Annotated in this window: 13 protein-coding genes and 1 pseudogene; 9 read left to right on the forward strand and 5 right to left on the reverse strand. The window is 72.8% G+C overall.

The genetic code is table 11. From position 1 onward, the window contains the following. Positions 1 to 114 precede the first annotated feature (114 nt). Together AL2_RS09560 and AL2_RS09565 are read right to left on the reverse strand one after the other, a co-directional pair. Positions 115 to 414: a Dabb family protein gene (locus tag AL2_RS09560; RefSeq protein WP_067631987.1), complete on the reverse strand. Its 300-nt coding sequence runs from the start codon at positions 412 to 414 to the stop codon at positions 115 to 117. 24 nt (positions 415 to 438) lie between these two features. Beyond that, complete coding sequence (locus AL2_RS09565) at positions 439 to 894, reverse strand: flavodoxin family protein (protein WP_067631989.1); 456 nt, start codon at positions 892 to 894, stop codon at positions 439 to 441. Between the two features lie 175 nt (positions 895 to 1,069). Between AL2_RS09565 and AL2_RS09570 the strand changes: the two genes are divergently transcribed. The 5 genes from AL2_RS09570 to AL2_RS09590 all read left to right on the forward strand — a co-directional run bounded on the left by AL2_RS09570 (position 1,070) and on the right by AL2_RS09590 (position 6,182). Continuing rightward, on the forward strand, positions 1,070 to 2,698 hold the full coding sequence (locus tag AL2_RS09570; RefSeq protein ID WP_067631991.1) for a bifunctional lysylphosphatidylglycerol flippase/synthetase MprF: 1,629 nt from the start codon (positions 1,070 to 1,072) through the stop codon (positions 2,696 to 2,698). A 68-nt stretch (positions 2,699 to 2,766) separates the two neighbouring features. Beyond that, positions 2,767 to 3,927: a serine hydrolase domain-containing protein gene (locus tag AL2_RS09575; protein WP_067631992.1), complete on the forward strand. Its 1,161-nt coding sequence runs from the start codon at positions 2,767 to 2,769 to the stop codon at positions 3,925 to 3,927. A 63-nt stretch (positions 3,928 to 3,990) separates the two neighbouring features. Next, positions 3,991 to 4,689 (forward strand): endonuclease V, encoded by a 699-nt coding sequence (locus AL2_RS09580; RefSeq protein ID WP_067631994.1) that lies wholly within the window; start codon positions 3,991 to 3,993, stop codon positions 4,687 to 4,689. A 42-nt stretch (positions 4,690 to 4,731) separates the two neighbouring features. Continuing rightward, positions 4,732 to 5,370, forward strand: a complete 639-nt coding sequence (locus AL2_RS09585) for a TetR/AcrR family transcriptional regulator (protein ID WP_245666481.1) — start codon at positions 4,732 to 4,734, stop codon at positions 5,368 to 5,370. 50 nt (positions 5,371 to 5,420) lie between these two features. After that, a complete protein-coding gene (locus AL2_RS09590; RefSeq protein ID WP_067631997.1) occupies positions 5,421 to 6,182 on the forward strand; it encodes a glucose 1-dehydrogenase in 762 nt (253 codons plus the stop codon). Between the two features lie 39 nt (positions 6,183 to 6,221). Here AL2_RS09590 and AL2_RS09595 read toward each other — a convergent pair whose 3' ends face one another. Further along, positions 6,222 to 7,598 (reverse strand): amidase, encoded by a 1,377-nt coding sequence (locus AL2_RS09595; RefSeq protein ID WP_067632000.1) that lies wholly within the window; start codon positions 7,596 to 7,598, stop codon positions 6,222 to 6,224. 71 nt (positions 7,599 to 7,669) lie between these two features. Here AL2_RS09595 and AL2_RS09600 point away from each other — a divergent pair, with 71 nt between their 5' ends. Next, positions 7,670 to 8,227 carry a TetR/AcrR family transcriptional regulator gene (locus AL2_RS09600; protein WP_067632002.1) on the forward strand — a complete coding sequence of 186 codons (558 nt, stop codon included), beginning with the start codon at positions 7,670 to 7,672 and terminating at the stop codon, positions 8,225 to 8,227. A 360-nt stretch (positions 8,228 to 8,587) separates the two neighbouring features. Beyond that, positions 8,588 to 9,535 carry a TAXI family TRAP transporter solute-binding subunit gene (locus AL2_RS39110; RefSeq protein ID WP_157438071.1) on the forward strand — a complete coding sequence of 316 codons (948 nt, stop codon included), beginning with the start codon at positions 8,588 to 8,590 and terminating at the stop codon, positions 9,533 to 9,535. Positions 9,536 to 9,548: 13 nt separating this feature from the next. On the opposite strand, the pseudogene AL2_RS39115 reads toward AL2_RS39110, so the two are convergent. Both AL2_RS39115 and AL2_RS09610 read right to left on the reverse strand, forming a co-directional pair. Next, a pseudogene (locus AL2_RS39115) lies at positions 9,549 to 10,898 on the reverse strand (sensor histidine kinase); the annotation flags it as partial. 28 nt (positions 10,899 to 10,926) lie between these two features. Then, a complete protein-coding gene (locus AL2_RS09610; protein WP_067632003.1) occupies positions 10,927 to 11,643 on the reverse strand; it encodes a response regulator transcription factor in 717 nt (238 codons plus the stop codon). Positions 11,644 to 11,847: 204 nt separating this feature from the next. On the opposite strand from AL2_RS09610, the gene AL2_RS09615 reads away from it, so the two are divergent. After that, positions 11,848 to 13,074, forward strand: a complete 1,227-nt coding sequence (locus AL2_RS09615; protein ID WP_083946258.1) for an amino acid ABC transporter substrate-binding protein — start codon at positions 11,848 to 11,850, stop codon at positions 13,072 to 13,074. Further along, the gene (locus tag AL2_RS09620) at positions 13,074 to 13,961 is read left to right on the forward strand and encodes a branched-chain amino acid ABC transporter permease (protein WP_067632589.1); all 888 of its coding nucleotides are present in this window, start codon (positions 13,074 to 13,076) and stop codon (positions 13,959 to 13,961) included. Before AL2_RS09615 ends, AL2_RS09620 begins: the two co-directional genes overlap by 1 nt. Position 13,962 lies beyond the last annotated feature (1 nt).

Raw genomic sequence — 13,962 nt, forward strand, 5'->3', positions numbered from 1 at the left:
GGGGACGTGTGCCGCCCGCCGGGAACGGGGCGCGATCCGTTCCCAGCGGGCGTCTCTGGTGAAACTAACCCGAATCGGGTTCATAAACAAGCACTTGCTCGGTTCTGTTATCTCTCACGTCTCATACTGGATCGCGGCGCGCTCCGCCACGATCGGCGTGATGAACGCGTCGATGACCGCGCGGTGCGCGGGATGGTCCCGGTAGACGAGATAGGCGTCACGGTCGGCGAAGTCCGCGACGACCACCAACTCGTGGCCGCCGGGGTCCACGCCCGCGTCCAGCCCGATGCTGTACGTCCCGATCTCGGGGATGGCGGCGGGCAGCTCCCCCAGCTTCGCCGCGACCTCGTCCTGCTGGCCGGTCGTCGTTCCCTCGACCCACTTGAACATCACCACATGACGGAAACCACTCATGCGGGCAAACTATCGGCCTGACCGTCAGATGCCGCCGAGTTCCGCCGCGGTGATCGCGCCGAGTTCCCAGCACGCCTCGAGGTCGGCCTTGCCGGGCTCACCGGTCACGACCACCGGCGGCTGGACGGCCTTCCACTTCAGCCCGGCGGTGATGGAGCCGAGCGCGCGCAGCGCACCGGTGGCGTCGTTGTTGCCGTGCAGGAACGCCCCGAACGGGCGGCGGACCGTCTCCTCCAGGCACGGGTAGTAGATCTGGTCGAAGAAGTGCTTGAGCGCCCCGGAGAGGTAGCCGAGGTTGACGGGCGAGCCGAGCAGGTAGCCGTCCGCTTCCAGGACGTCCACGGCGGACGCCGTCAGCGCCGGGCGGGACACGACCTCCACGCCTTCGATCTCGTCGGTGGACGCGCCCGCGCGCACGGCCTCGAACATCGCCTGGACGGACGGGGACGGCGTGTGATGCACGAGCAGCAGCCTCTTCATCACCTTGAGACTATCGGTGTCCCTTGGCCCCTGACCGGGTACGGCCACTGGATGGATCCCGGCCTTAGGCTGCACTTGGGAGGCATGACCAACGTCCGGTTCGGGGAATGAGTTCCCAAGGATCTTGGTTGGGGGCTCAGCGGAGGTGTCCTTCGTGCAACCAGGGAAACCGGCCGTGCACTCGCCCGCACGGCCCGTCTGGCCGCTCGCGCTCGTCACGGCGCTCATCGCCGTGCTCGTCGCGGTGCCGGCGCTGCCCGGCTTCCCGCACTGGCTCGGCCGGCTGTCGCGGATCGTCACCGGCAGCCCGCTCGCGCCCGCGCACGCCGTCGCCCTCGGGCTGGCGCTCGCGCTCGTCGCCCGCGGCGTCCTGCTGCAGCGCCGCGCGGCCTGGTACGGCCTCGTCGCGCTGGACGGGCTCGGCCTGCTCGCCGTCGTCACCGGCGAGGACCCGCTGTGGCGGCTGCCGCTGCTCGGCGCCGTCCTCGGCGGGCTCTGGCTGGAGCGCGACCGGTTCCCGGTGCGCCCGCACCCCGAGCGCGTCCGCACGGCGCTGAAGACCGGCGCGGTGCTGGTGATCGCCGCCATCGCCGGCTCGCTGCTGTTCGGCGGCGTGTCGGTGCGGTCGGTCGGCGCCGTCGCGGCCGGGCTCGGCTCCACCGGCGCGCCGCTGGACGGCGCGTCCTGGCTGCCCGGCGTGCTCGGCCTCGCCGGCGCCGCCGGGCTGCTCGTCCTCGTCACCACGCTGCTCGCGCCCGACCCCGCGCCGCCGCCCGGCGACGAGCCGGAACGCCGCCGCGTCGCGGGCCTCGTCGCGCACCCCGGCTCCGACACCCTCGCCCCGTTCGCGCTGCGCCGCGACAAGGCGTACGTGTTCAGCGCCGACGGCCGGGCCGCGATCGGCTACCGCGTCCTGTTCGGCGTCGCGGTCGCCGGCGGCGACCCGGTCGGCGCGTCCGGCTCGCACGCCGACGCCGTCAGCGCGTTCCTCGCGATGTGCCGGACGGCGGGCTGGCGCCCCGCTGTCCTCGGCGCGAGCGACGCGCTGCTCCCCGCCTGGGGCCGGTGCCGCACGATCGGGTTCGGCGACGAGGTCGTCGTCGGCCCCGGCGAGTTCACGCTGGCCGGACGCCGGATGCGCAACGTCCGGCAGGCGGTGAAGCGCACCGAGAACGCGGGCGTCACGTCCCAGATCGTCCCGGAACGCGACCTCACGCCGGTGCTGCGCGACCGGCTGCTGGACGTCGCGTCCCGCTCGCTCGGCGGCGCGGCCGAGCGCGGCTTCTCCATGAACCTGGACGAGCTGCTCACGGGCTACCATCCCGGCGCGGTCGTCGCGATCGCCTATGACGAGGACAAGGAGCCCATCGCGTTCCAGCGCTACGTCACCGCCGGGCAGGGCATCAGCCTGGACGCGATGCGGCGCAGCCCCGGCGGGCCCAACGGCGTCAACGAGCGCCTCATCGTCGAGATGATCGAGTACGCGGCCGAGCGGGGGCACGGCGCCGTCTCGCTGAACTTCGCCGCGTTCCGCGAGCTGCTCGACAGCGCCGAGCGCGGGCTGCTGGAGAAGGCCGGCTACCAGGCCCTGCACCTGCTGGACCCGTTGATCGCCGTCGAGTCGCTGTACCTGTTCAACAAGAAGTTCAGGCCGTCCTACAAGCCGCGCAACGTCGTCTTCCGCTCGTGGTTCGACATCGCCCTGCTGGCCGCCGCGCTGCTGACGCTGGAGTTCGGCCGCACCCGCCCGGCCCTGCCCGCGGCGGAACCGCTGACCGAACCCGTCCACCACCTGGGCCGCTGACCGGCGCCGCGCTCGCCGAGGATTCCTAGAACGTGATTCTATGGACTCCCCGTCGAGAGGAATGCGGCATGAGCACGGTGCAGGGGCACTGCGACCCGGCGTTCGCCGGCGTCCGCGAGGTGTTCGAGCGGAACTTCGCCGAGGGGCGCGAGCTGGGCGCCGCCGTCGCCGTCTACGCGGGCGACCGCAAGGTCGTCGACCTGTGGGGCGGCGTCGCCGACCGCCGCACCGGCCGCGCGTGGCTGCCCGACACGCCCTGCTTCGGGTTCTCCTGCACCAAGGCGGTCACGGCCGCCGCCGCGCTGCTGCTCGCCGAGCGCGGCGCCTACGACGTGGACGGGCCGGTGACCGGCTGGTGGCCGGAGTTCGGCGCCGAGGGCAAGGACGGCGCGACCGCCGCGCACCTGCTCTCGCACCAGGTGGGGCTGCCCGCGTTCGCGCGTCCGGTGACGGCCGCGGAGGCGGCGGACGCCCCGGCGCTGGCGGCCGAACTGGCCGCGCAGAAGCCGGAGTGGACGCCCGGCGAGACGCACGGCTACCACGCGCTGACCTACGGCTGGCTGGCCGGCGAGATCGTCCGGCGCCACTCGGGCCGGACGGTCGGCGCATTCGTGAAGGACGAGTTCGCCCGCGCACTGGACCTGTGGATCGGCGCCCCGGACGGGGTGATCGAGCGGGCCGCGAAGATGTCGGCGGCGCGGCGCGGCGCAGCGGACTCCCCCAGGGCCGCCGGCCGCGACCTGCTGACGCGCCTCGCCGCCGCGTACACCGACCCCGGCAGCATGATGAACCGGGCGCTCAACAACCCGAACCCCGGCAAGGGCGGCTACAACAACCCCGTCGTGCTGCGCGCGGGCTGGCCGTCCGCCGGGATGCTCGCCACCGCGCCCGCGTTCGCCGGCTTCTACCGCGACCTCGTGGCGGGCCGGATCGTACGTCCGGACACGCTGCGGGAGGGCATCCGGCCGCGCGTCAGCGGCCCGGACCGCACGATGCTCGTCGACAGCGCGTTCGGGCTCGGCTTCATGCGCCCGGCCCAGACGTTCTTCGTCCCGGCGGCGGGGCGGGAGTCGGCGTTCGGGCACACGGGCGCGGGCGGGTCCATCGGCCTCGGCGACCCGGACGCCGGGCTCGCGCTCGCCTACCTGCCGAACCTGATGGGCGACCAGCTGTCCGGCGACCTGCGCGCCTACCGGCTGGCCGAGGCCGCCTACGCGTCCCTGTCCTGAACATACGCGTCGCCGTTCTGAACGCGCGCGGCCCTGCTCTGAACGCCGGTAACGTGCCGGGGCATGGAGGTGCGCGAACTTCATGCCTGGCCGGGCACGGCCGAGGAGGCCGAGGCGATCCAGGACCGGCTGCGTCCGATGCTCGAACTGGACGTCCCCGGGCCCGGTGCGCCGCGCACGGTGGCCGGGCTGGACGTCTCCTACGCGGGCGACGGCGGCGGGACCGGTACGCGGCTGGCCGCCGCCGCGGTCGTCCTGGACGGCGCGACCCTTGAGGTGCTGGAGGAGTCGGTCGCCGTCGGCACGGCCGCGTTCCCGTACGTCCCGGGCCTGTTCGCGTTCCGCGAGCTGCCGACGCTGCTCGACGCGCTCCGCGGCCTCACGACCACGCCCGACCTCCTCGTCTGCGACGGGTTCGGGGTCGCGCACCCCCGGCGGTTCGGGCTCGCCTGCCACCTCGGCGTCCTGACGGGGCTGCCGGCCATCGGCGTCGGCAAGACCGCCTTCGTCGGGACGTACGAGCAGCCGGGCGCGCGGCGCGGCGACGCGAGCCCGCTGCTGGACGGCGGCGAGGTCGTCGGGCGTGTGCTGCGCACCCGGGACGGCGTGAAGCCGGTGTTCGTGTCCGTCGGGCACCGCACCGACCTCGACACGGCGTGCCGGAACGTCCTTTCGCTGACGCCCGAATACCGGCTGCCCGAGACCACGCGCAGAGCCGACCGGCTGTCCCGGGACGCTCTGTCGTCCGTCGAGCGCGGGTAGCGCTCGCCCCTCGGAGATGGCAGGCTCGTCCCAAGCCAGGCGGTGACCACCGCAGGTCATCCGCTGAACCGCTGGACGGTGCCCATGGACACCCGCCCGATGCGGGCCGACGCCCGCCGCAACTACGAACGACTCCTCACGACCGCCCGCACCGCTTTCATGGAGCACGGCACGGGCGCGTCCCTCGACGACATCGCCAAGCGCGCGGGCGTCGGCTCCGGGACGCTGTACCGGCACTTCCCCACCCGTGACGCGCTGCTGCACGCCGTCCTGCGGGAGCGGATCGACAGGCTCCTCGCGCACGCCGACGAACTCCTCACCGAACCCGACCTGTCCGGTGCGGAGGCCGCGCTCGGCCGCTGGCTCCGCACCTACCTCGCGGGCGCGGCGACCCCGCGCGGCACCTCCACCGTGATCATCGAGGCGATGGGGGCGGAGTGGGCCGCCACCGGCCTCGGCGCCGCGGCCGCCGCGATCTGCGACGCGCTCGGCCGGCTGCTGGACCGGGCGCAGCGGGCGGGCGCGATCCGCGCCGAGATCGACCCGCGCGACCTGCTGCGGCTCACCAACGCGATCGGCGTCGCGTCCGAGCGCACCCCCGATCCCGGCGCGTACGCCGACCGGATGCTGGCCCTGCTCTTCGACGGCCTGCGCACCGGCCGGGGCACCTTGTTCCGTTGACCAAGCGTTCGCTAGGTTACCGACTAGGCAACCGGCGACGAGGAGCGTTGATGGGGCAGCTTGACGGCAAGGTGGCGCTGATCACCGGCGGTGCGCGCGGGATGGGCAAGTCGCACGTCCGCCGGTTCCTGGACGAGGGCGCGAAGGTCGTGTTCGGCGACGTCCTGGAGGAGGAGGGCGCCAAGCTCGCCGCCGACCTCGGGGACGGCGTCCGCTTCATCCGGATGGACGTGACCTCCGAGGACGACTGGCAGGCGGCCGTCGAGACCGCGACGACCGCCTTCGGCGCGCTGAACGTCCTCGTCAACAACGCCGGGATCATCCGGCACAAGACCATCGAGGACATGGCGCTCGACGAGTTCCGCCGCATCCTGGACGTGAACCTGGTCGGCCAGTGGCTCGGCGTGAAGTCGGTGATCGCGCCGATGCGGGAGGCGGGCGGCGGCTCGATCGTCAACGTGTCCTCGACCGAGGGGTTCATCGGCGCGGCCGGCCTCGCCGCCTACAGCTCCAGCAAGTTCGGCGTCCGCGGCCTCACCAAGTCCGCCGCCCGCGAACTCGGCCAGTACGGCATCCGGGTGAACTCCATCCACCCCGGCGGCGTGGTGACCCCGCTGTTCATGCAGGACGACATCATCGCGGCGAAGGCCGGCAGCGCCGACGCGTTCATGAACTCGCTGCCCCTCGGCCGCATGGCCAAGTCCAAGGAGGTCTCGGGCCTGGTCGTCTACCTGGCCTCGGACGACTCGTCCTACTGCACCGGCAGCGAGGTCCTGGTCGACGGCGGCATGCTGACCGGCGCGGGGTACTGAGCCGCGGCGGGCCGCTCCGGGGCGGCCCGCCGCGCACACTCACGGACGCCGCTCGACCCACCCCTCGACCGCCTCCAGCTGGGCGGCGAGCGAGATGAGCGTGGCCTCGTCGGAGTCATGCCCGAGGAGCTGCGCCCCGATCGGCAGCCCGCGCTCAGTGAACCCCGCCGGGACGTTCACTCCGGGCCACCCCAGCACATTCCACGTCCAGGCGTAAGGGCAGGCGGCGGCGACCCCCGACTGCGTGCGCTGGTAGCCGGCCCCGTCGAAGGCCCCGACCCTCAGGGGCGGCTGGGCGGTGGTCGGGGTCAGTACGACGTCGGCGAACCGGAAGATGCGCCCGACCTTGCGCCGCAGGTAGGGGTCCATCTTCTTCGCCAGCGGCAGCAGCCGTTTGCCGGCCACGCGTCCGATGCGCGCCTCGACCTCCGTCCGGTGATCGGGCCGCGGGTTCGGCAGGGAGTCCAGCCAGTCCGCGACGCCGGCCGTCCCGCGCGGAATGAGGCCGAGCCCCACGAGCCCGTAGTCGGGATCGGCGGGGAACACCTTGTGCCCCAGGTCGGTCAGCCTCCTCGCGAGCCGCTCGACGGCCGCCCGGATCTCGGGGTCGAGCTTCCCGCTCACCCCGAAGGCGGTCTTGAACGAGACGGCGATCCGCAGCCTCCTCGGCTCCCGCCTCGCCGCCTCGGCGAAGGAGGTCACCGGCGCATCGATCTGGTAGACGTCGTCCGGGTGACTCCCGCTGAGGACGTCGAGCATCAGGGCGGCGTCCTCGACGCTCCTGGCCAGCGGCCCCCACACGGTGATCCCGTTGAACGGATCGGTCTGCGGGTACCCGGAGACCCGTCCCCGCTGCGGCTTGATGCCGACCAGCCCCGTCCAGGCCGCCGGGATCCGGATGGACCCCGCCCCGTCCGACCCGACCGCCGCCGCGACCATTCCCGCCGCCACGGCCGCCGCCGAACCCCCGGACGACCCACCGGGCGTGTACTCGGGATTCCACGGATTCCGGGCGCACCCGAACTCCTCCGACTCACTGAACGGCCACAACCCGAGCTCACACGTGGTGGTCTTCCCGACGATCACGGCCCCGGCCGCCCGCAACTTGCGCACGACCTCCGCGTCCCGCTCCGCCGGCCGGTGGTCTCCCGCCACCGCGAACGGCGTGGTCTCCCCCGCCAGATCGGTGTCGTCCTTGATGGCCACGGGAACCCCGAGCAGCGGCAGCCGCTCCCCCTCCCCGAGCCGCTTCTCCGCCTCCAGCGCCTCCTGGGCCGCCGCCTCCGCCCGCACCACCCGGAACGCCCCCAGCGACTCCTGCCGCCCGATGCTCTCCAGGCTCTCCTCGACGAGTTCGCTGGCCGAGACATCACCCCTCGCCAGCGCCTCCGCCTGCCCCGCCAGCCCCAGCACCACGCGACCTCCCGCTATCGTTCGTTCGAACGAACGATACAGAACCCACGATCCCTAGGGAAGACTGTCAACCGATGAGCGCCCGCGACCGGATTCTCCAAGCCACCCTCCGCCTCATCGGCGAGCGAGGGATCGGCGCCGTGACCAACCGCGCCGTCGCCCGTGCGGCCGGCGTCTCCCTCGGCTCCCTCACCTACCACTTCCCGAGCCAGGAGGACCTCCTCCGCGAGGCGCTGCACACGTTCGTGGAAGAAGAGATAACCCGCATAACCGCCTACGTCACGGCCCTGGCCGAATCCGGCATGGCCCCCGTCCAGGCGCCCGACGAGGTCGAGAAGGCCATCCTCGCCTTCACCGACGGCCCCGAGCAGGTGGCGAACCTGGAACTCCACCTGCACGCGGCCCGCGACCCCGCCCTGCGCGAGACCTCGAAACGCTCCGTCGCGGCCTACGACGAACTCGCCACGGCCGTCCTCAGGGCCCTCGGCATCCCGGACGCGGAACGCCACGCCCCCGCGGTCGTCGCGATGCTCTACGGCCTCGCCATCCGCCGCCTCGCCACCGGCGACGCCACCGGGACCGGCACCGCCGACGCCTTCCGCCTCCTCCTGCTGGGCGCACTTCCCCGCTGAAAAAGGATTCTGGCCCGCACGGCCCCAGAGCGGGGTAACGGGGCCGTGCGGGCCAGAAACCTGTCTCAATCAGGAACCTCAGTCGGAACCTCAGCCGACGTTCGCTTCGCTCTCCGCCTGTGCACCTCCGCCGTCTCTTCAATCTGACACCCGCAACGCTAGGCCCTGCCCACCCCCAGCAGAACGCCCTTAAGCCTCACTTAGGGAACCGCTGAGCCAGGCTTATTCGGAAGGGGGACGAAAAACGCGGAAAAGGCGTTCAGCTGCGGGAATGCGGAATGGGGCGGGCGGGGATAGAGGGGTGTTCCGTGTTCGGAACGTCGCGGGGCTGTGATCTGGGGTGGCGTACGATCGGCGGCTGTGAGGTGGATCACAGTCGTTGTCGCGGCGGGGATGCTCACCGTGGTGGCCGGGTGCGGGGGGCCGGCGGCCCGGCCCTGGCGGCTGGTGATCGCGACCGGGAACCGGGAGGGCGTGTACTACGCCTACGGCCAGGGGCTCGCGGAGGTGGCGCGGGAGCGGCTGCCCGGGGCGCGGCCGCAGGTGATCTCCACGGGGGCGTCGGTGGAGAACCTCCGGCTGGTGGGCGAGGGGCGGGCCGATGCGGCCTTCGCGCTGGCCGACTCGGCGGCGCTGGCGTTCGAGGGGCGCCCCCCGTTCACCCAGCGGGAGCCGGTCGCCGCGTTGGCGCGGCTGTACGAGAACTACACGCATCTCGTCGTTCCCGCGGACGGTCCCATCCAGCGGCTGCCCGATCTGAAGGGGCGGGTCGTGTCGCTCGGGGCGGCCGGTTCGGGGACGGAACTGATCGCGACCCGGCTGCTCGCGGTCGCCGGGGTGGACGAGGACGGCGTGCGGGTTCGCCGGTTGCAGCTGGCGGACGCCGCCGACGCGCTGAAGAGCGGCCGCATCGACGCGTTCTTCTTCTCCGGGGGGCTGCCGACCGGGGCGATCGCGGAGCTGTCGCAGTCGATGCCCATCCGGCTGATCGACCTCAGTGCCTATGTCGAACCGTTGAAGCGGCGGTACCGGGCGTTCTATGAGGAGCGGTCGATTCTCGCGTCGGCGTACGGCCTCGGAAAGCCGGTGCGGACGATCGGCGTGCCGAACTATCTGGTGGTCAACGCCTCGATGCCGGAGGAGCGGGCCTACCGGCTGACCCGGTTGCTGTTCACGCGGCGGGACGAGTTGGCCGCCGCGCACCCGGAGGCGCTGCACCTGAACCGGAGGTCGGCGGTCTCGACGTACCCGCTGCCCCTGCATCCGGGCGCGACGCGGTACTACCGGGAGGCGAAGCGGCAGGGCTGACCGCGGGCAGGAGGACGGTGGCGAGCAGGCCGTGCGGGTGGGCGGGGCCGAGTCGCAGGGCGCCGCCGGACGCCTCGGCCAGGGCCGTGGCGATGCTCAGGCCGAGGCCGGTGCCGTCGATGTTCTGGTGCTCCGGGCTGCGCCAGAACCGCTGGGCGGCGTTGGCGAGGTCGGCCGAAGGCAGTCCCGGGCCGTCGTCGAGGACGTCGATGGCGACCATCGGTCCGTCCGGGCCCTGGAACGGGCGCGTGACGGTGACGGTCGAGCCCCGGCCGGCGAACTTGACCGCGTTGTCGAGGAGGGCGTCGAGGATCTGGCCGGCGCCGTCATGGACGGCGAGGACGGCGGCGTGCTTCGCGCCGCGGTGCCGGACGCGCACCCCGGACGGGTTGCGGCGCAACGCGTCCACGCGTTCGCGGGCCACCCGGCCGCAGTCGACCACGCCGATGGGGTAGCCGCCGCCCTCCGCGCGGGCCAGCGCGAGGATGCCGTCCAGCATGCGGCCCAGCCGGGTGACCTCGTCGACGGCCAGGGCGAGGTCGCGTTCCCCCTCGGGCGGCACGTGCGGGGCCAGGTTCTCCACCCGCAGCCGCAGCGCGGCGAGGGGGTTGCGCATCTGATGCCCGGCGTAGGACACGAACGACCGCTGCTGTTCGAGGATCCGGCCGACCGCCGCGACCATCGCGTTGAAATTCTCGCCGAGCCGCCGCAGCTCGGCGGGGCCGGTCGTCACCGCGACCCGCGCCTGCCACTGGCCGGCGGACAGCTCGCCGGTGACCTCGTCCAGCCGGCGGACCGGGCGCAGCACCCAGCGGGTCAGCGGGACGGCGGCGAAACCGAAGACCAGCAGGGCGGCGAGGCCGGCGGCGGCCAGCTCCGCCCACCGGGTGAGGGTGTGGTCGCGGACGGCGTCGGTGGGCGAGATCGTGATGACGGCGGCGACGACCCGGCCGCCGAGGCCGACCGGCTCCGCCACGATCATCGGGGCGCGCCGCCACGGCCACACCACGTCCTTGCTGTCGGAACGCTCCCCGGAGAGGGCGTCCCGCACCCGGAGCCGGGCGTCGCCGCCGAGGGCCAGCCCGCCGCGCGAGGACAGCACGACGGCTCCGTTCCGGTCGACGACGGCCGTCGCGATGCCGTACAGGTCGTCGTAGCGGGTGAGTTCGGCGCGCAGCGTGACCATCTCGCCGGTGCGCAGCGCGGGCTCGGTGAGCGAGGCGAACCGGGCGGTGTCGTTGAGCTGGTCGATGAACAGGCTCTGGGTGCCGCGGGCGGCGAACGCGATGGCGAGCGGGACCTCCAGCGCGGCCAGCACGAGCAGCAGCAGCGACGCGTAGAGCACCAGCATCCGGCGCAGCATGCCTCTCACCCTCCCGGCCGCAGCCGCCTCACGTGGCCTTCCCCGGCCGCCCGGACCCGCCGGGCTCGGACCCGCCGGGCTCGGCCGTGCCTGCACCGACGCCGAGCCGGTAGCCGACGCCGTGCACGGTCTGGACGATCCCCGGATCGCCGAGCTTGGCCCGCAGGGTCGCCATGTGCACGTCGAGGGTGCGCCGCCCGCCCGGCCACGTGCTATGCCACACCTCGGCGAGCAGCCGCTCGCGGGAGACCACGACGCCGGGTTCGCGGGTGAGGGCGGCGAGCAGCTCGAACTCCTTGCGGGTCAGCGTGATCTCGGCGCCCCCGGCGGCGGTGACGAGGCGCCGGGCGGGGTCGACGCGGACGCCGCGCACGGTCACGACGGGACGCGCGGCGGGCCGGACGCGGCGCATGACGGCGTCGATGCGGGCGCTCAGCTCGGCGATGCCGAACGGTTTGACGAGGTAGTCGTCGGCGCCGGCGCGCAGCCCGATGACACGGTCCCGTTCATCCCCGCGGGCGGTGATGGCGATGATGGCCACGTCGCCGCCGCCGCGCAGCCGCCGGCACACCTCGATGCCGTCGAGGTCGGGCAGGCCGAGGTCCAGCAGGACGAGGGCGGGTTCCGGCGCGGCCAGCGCGGCGGCCGCGGTGCCGGCCCGGGACACGTCGAACCCCTGCCGCCGCAGCGCCACCGTGAGGGCGTCGGCGAACCGGTCATCGTCCTCGACGAGCAGGATTCGCATCGCCCATTAGCGTAAGAATCCGGGGGCTTTCTGCATATAGCCCAAATCCTAGAAGAATCTCAAATTTCGAAGTTTGCCCTTCCCGGTGGGGGCGGGTCGCCGTCTACCTTCCCGTTGCGTAAGCGCTGGACAGGCGTTTACGGGCCGCTCCTTCGTTCGGGGCGGACGGCGGCCCGGCCGATCCGAGGAGAACGGGCGGACGAGATGCACACCAGGAAGGCAGCGGCGCTGATCGCGGCGGTCGCGCTGGCGGCGGCCGGATGCGGGTCGAAGGGCGAGCACGAGGCGAGCGGCGGCGGGGACACCCTCCCGATCGGCGCGTCCATGTCCCTCACCGGGTCACTCGCCCGGGAGGGCGGTCTCACCAAGGAGGGCTACCAGCTCTGCCAGCAGGCGGTGAACGCCAAGGGCGGCGTCCCGGTCGGCTCGAAGAAGCTCAAGGTCGACATCCAGTACCAGGACGACACGTCCAAGCCGGACACCGCGGCCCAGCTCGTCGACCAGTTCAACGACAAGGGCGTCAAGCTGATCCTCGGCCCCTACGGCTCGGCCACCACCGAGGCGGCGGCCGCGGTGGTCGAGCGCAACGGCCAGGTGATGGCCGACAGCTCCGGCGCCGACGACAAGATCTTCCAGAAGGGGTACAAGCGGACGTTCGCCGCTCTGTCCCCCGCCCATTCCTACGCCGCGTCCATGGTCCAGGCGATCAACGAGCTGGCCCAGCCGAAGCCGGGCACGGTGGCGTTCCTGTCCGCCGACGACGGGTTCTCCAAGACGGTCGCCGAGTCCGGCGCCGCGGAGGCGCGCCGCCTCGGCTTCAAGGTCGTGGCCACCGAGTACTTCCCGAGCGGCACCTCCGACGTCTCGTCCGCGCTCACCAAGATCAAGTCGATGAGGCCGGACGTGATCATCGGTTCGGTGCACGTCGCCGAGGGCATCGCCATCATCAAGCAGGCCAAGGAGCTGGGCGTCTCGCCGGCCGGCTTCGCCGAGACGGTGGCGCCGCCCACGCCCGACTTCGCCAAGTCGCTCGCCGCGGACGCGGAGGGCGTCCTCGGCTCCACGCAGTGGACCGACAAGACGATCGGCAAGGACAAGTGGATCGGATCGGCGTCCGACTACGCGACGGCGTTCAAGGCGGCGTTCGGGGGCCGGGCACCGGAGTACCACGGCGCCGAGGCGACCGCGGCCTGCCTGGCCCTGGTCTTCGCCGTGGAGAAGGCCGGAAGCACCGACGCCGGCAAGGTCCGGGACGCCCTCGCCGCACTGGACGAGCCGACCTTCTTCGGCCCGCTGAAGTTCTCCGGCAAGGGCCAGAACCTGACCAAGAAGATGCAGGTCGTCCAGATCCAGAACGGCAGGCCGGTCACCGTGTGGCCGAAGGACCTCGCCGAGGCCGCGATGATATGGCCCGGCACCGGGAAGCGCTGATGAGCCAGTTCCTGCAGGCGACCGTGTACGGGCTGCTCCAGGGCGGGCTGCTGGCGCTGATCGCCGTCGGGTTCTCCCTGGTGTGGGGGGTGATGAACGTCATCAACCTCTCGCACGGGGCGTTCGTCCTGGTCGGCGCTTACCTGACGTGGGAGCTGAACCAGCGGCTCGGCCTGGACCCGTTCGCCGCGATCGTCCCGGTCGCGGTCGCGCTGTTCGCGGCCGGCTACCTGGTGCAGCGCGGGCTGATCAACCTGGTCGTGAAGGCCCCGATCTTCATCACGCTGCTGCTCACGTTCGGGCTGGAGCTGGTCGTGGTCAACGGCCTGATCCTGCTGTACTCCGGGGACTACCGGTCCGTCACGACCGGGTACGCCGGGGACGGTTTCACGCTGCTCACCGGCGTCCGCGTCCCCCTCGGACGGCTGCTGGCGGCGGCCGTGGCACTGGCCATCACCCTCGTCCTCGTCGCGGTGATGCGGCGCACCCGCACCGGGCTGGCGATCCTGGCCACCGGCATGGACCGCGGCGCGGCCCAGCTGATGGGCATCCGCGCGCGGCACGTCTACGCGCTCACGTTCGGGATCGCCACCGCGATGGCGGGGACGGCCGGCGCGGCGGTCAGCGCCGTCGGGACGTTCAGCCCCGCCGACGCCGGGCGCTTCACCCTGTTCAGCTTCGTCGCGGCGGTCCTCGGCGGGCTGGGCAACATGTACGGGGCGCTGATCGGCGGGATCGTGCTCGGGCTGGTCGAGGCGTGGGGCGGGCAGCTGCTGCCCGGCACCCTGGTCAACGCCGTCGCCTTCGGCGTGCTCGTCGTCGTCCTGGCCGTCCGCCCGCAGGGCATCGCCGGACGGGCCTTCTACGCGAGCCGGGTGGAGGTGTGAG

Origin of the sequence: Actinomadura latina NBRC 106108, assembly GCF_001552195.1 — a bacterium.
Lineage (GTDB): Bacteria > Actinomycetota > Actinomycetes > Streptosporangiales > Streptosporangiaceae > Spirillospora > Spirillospora latina.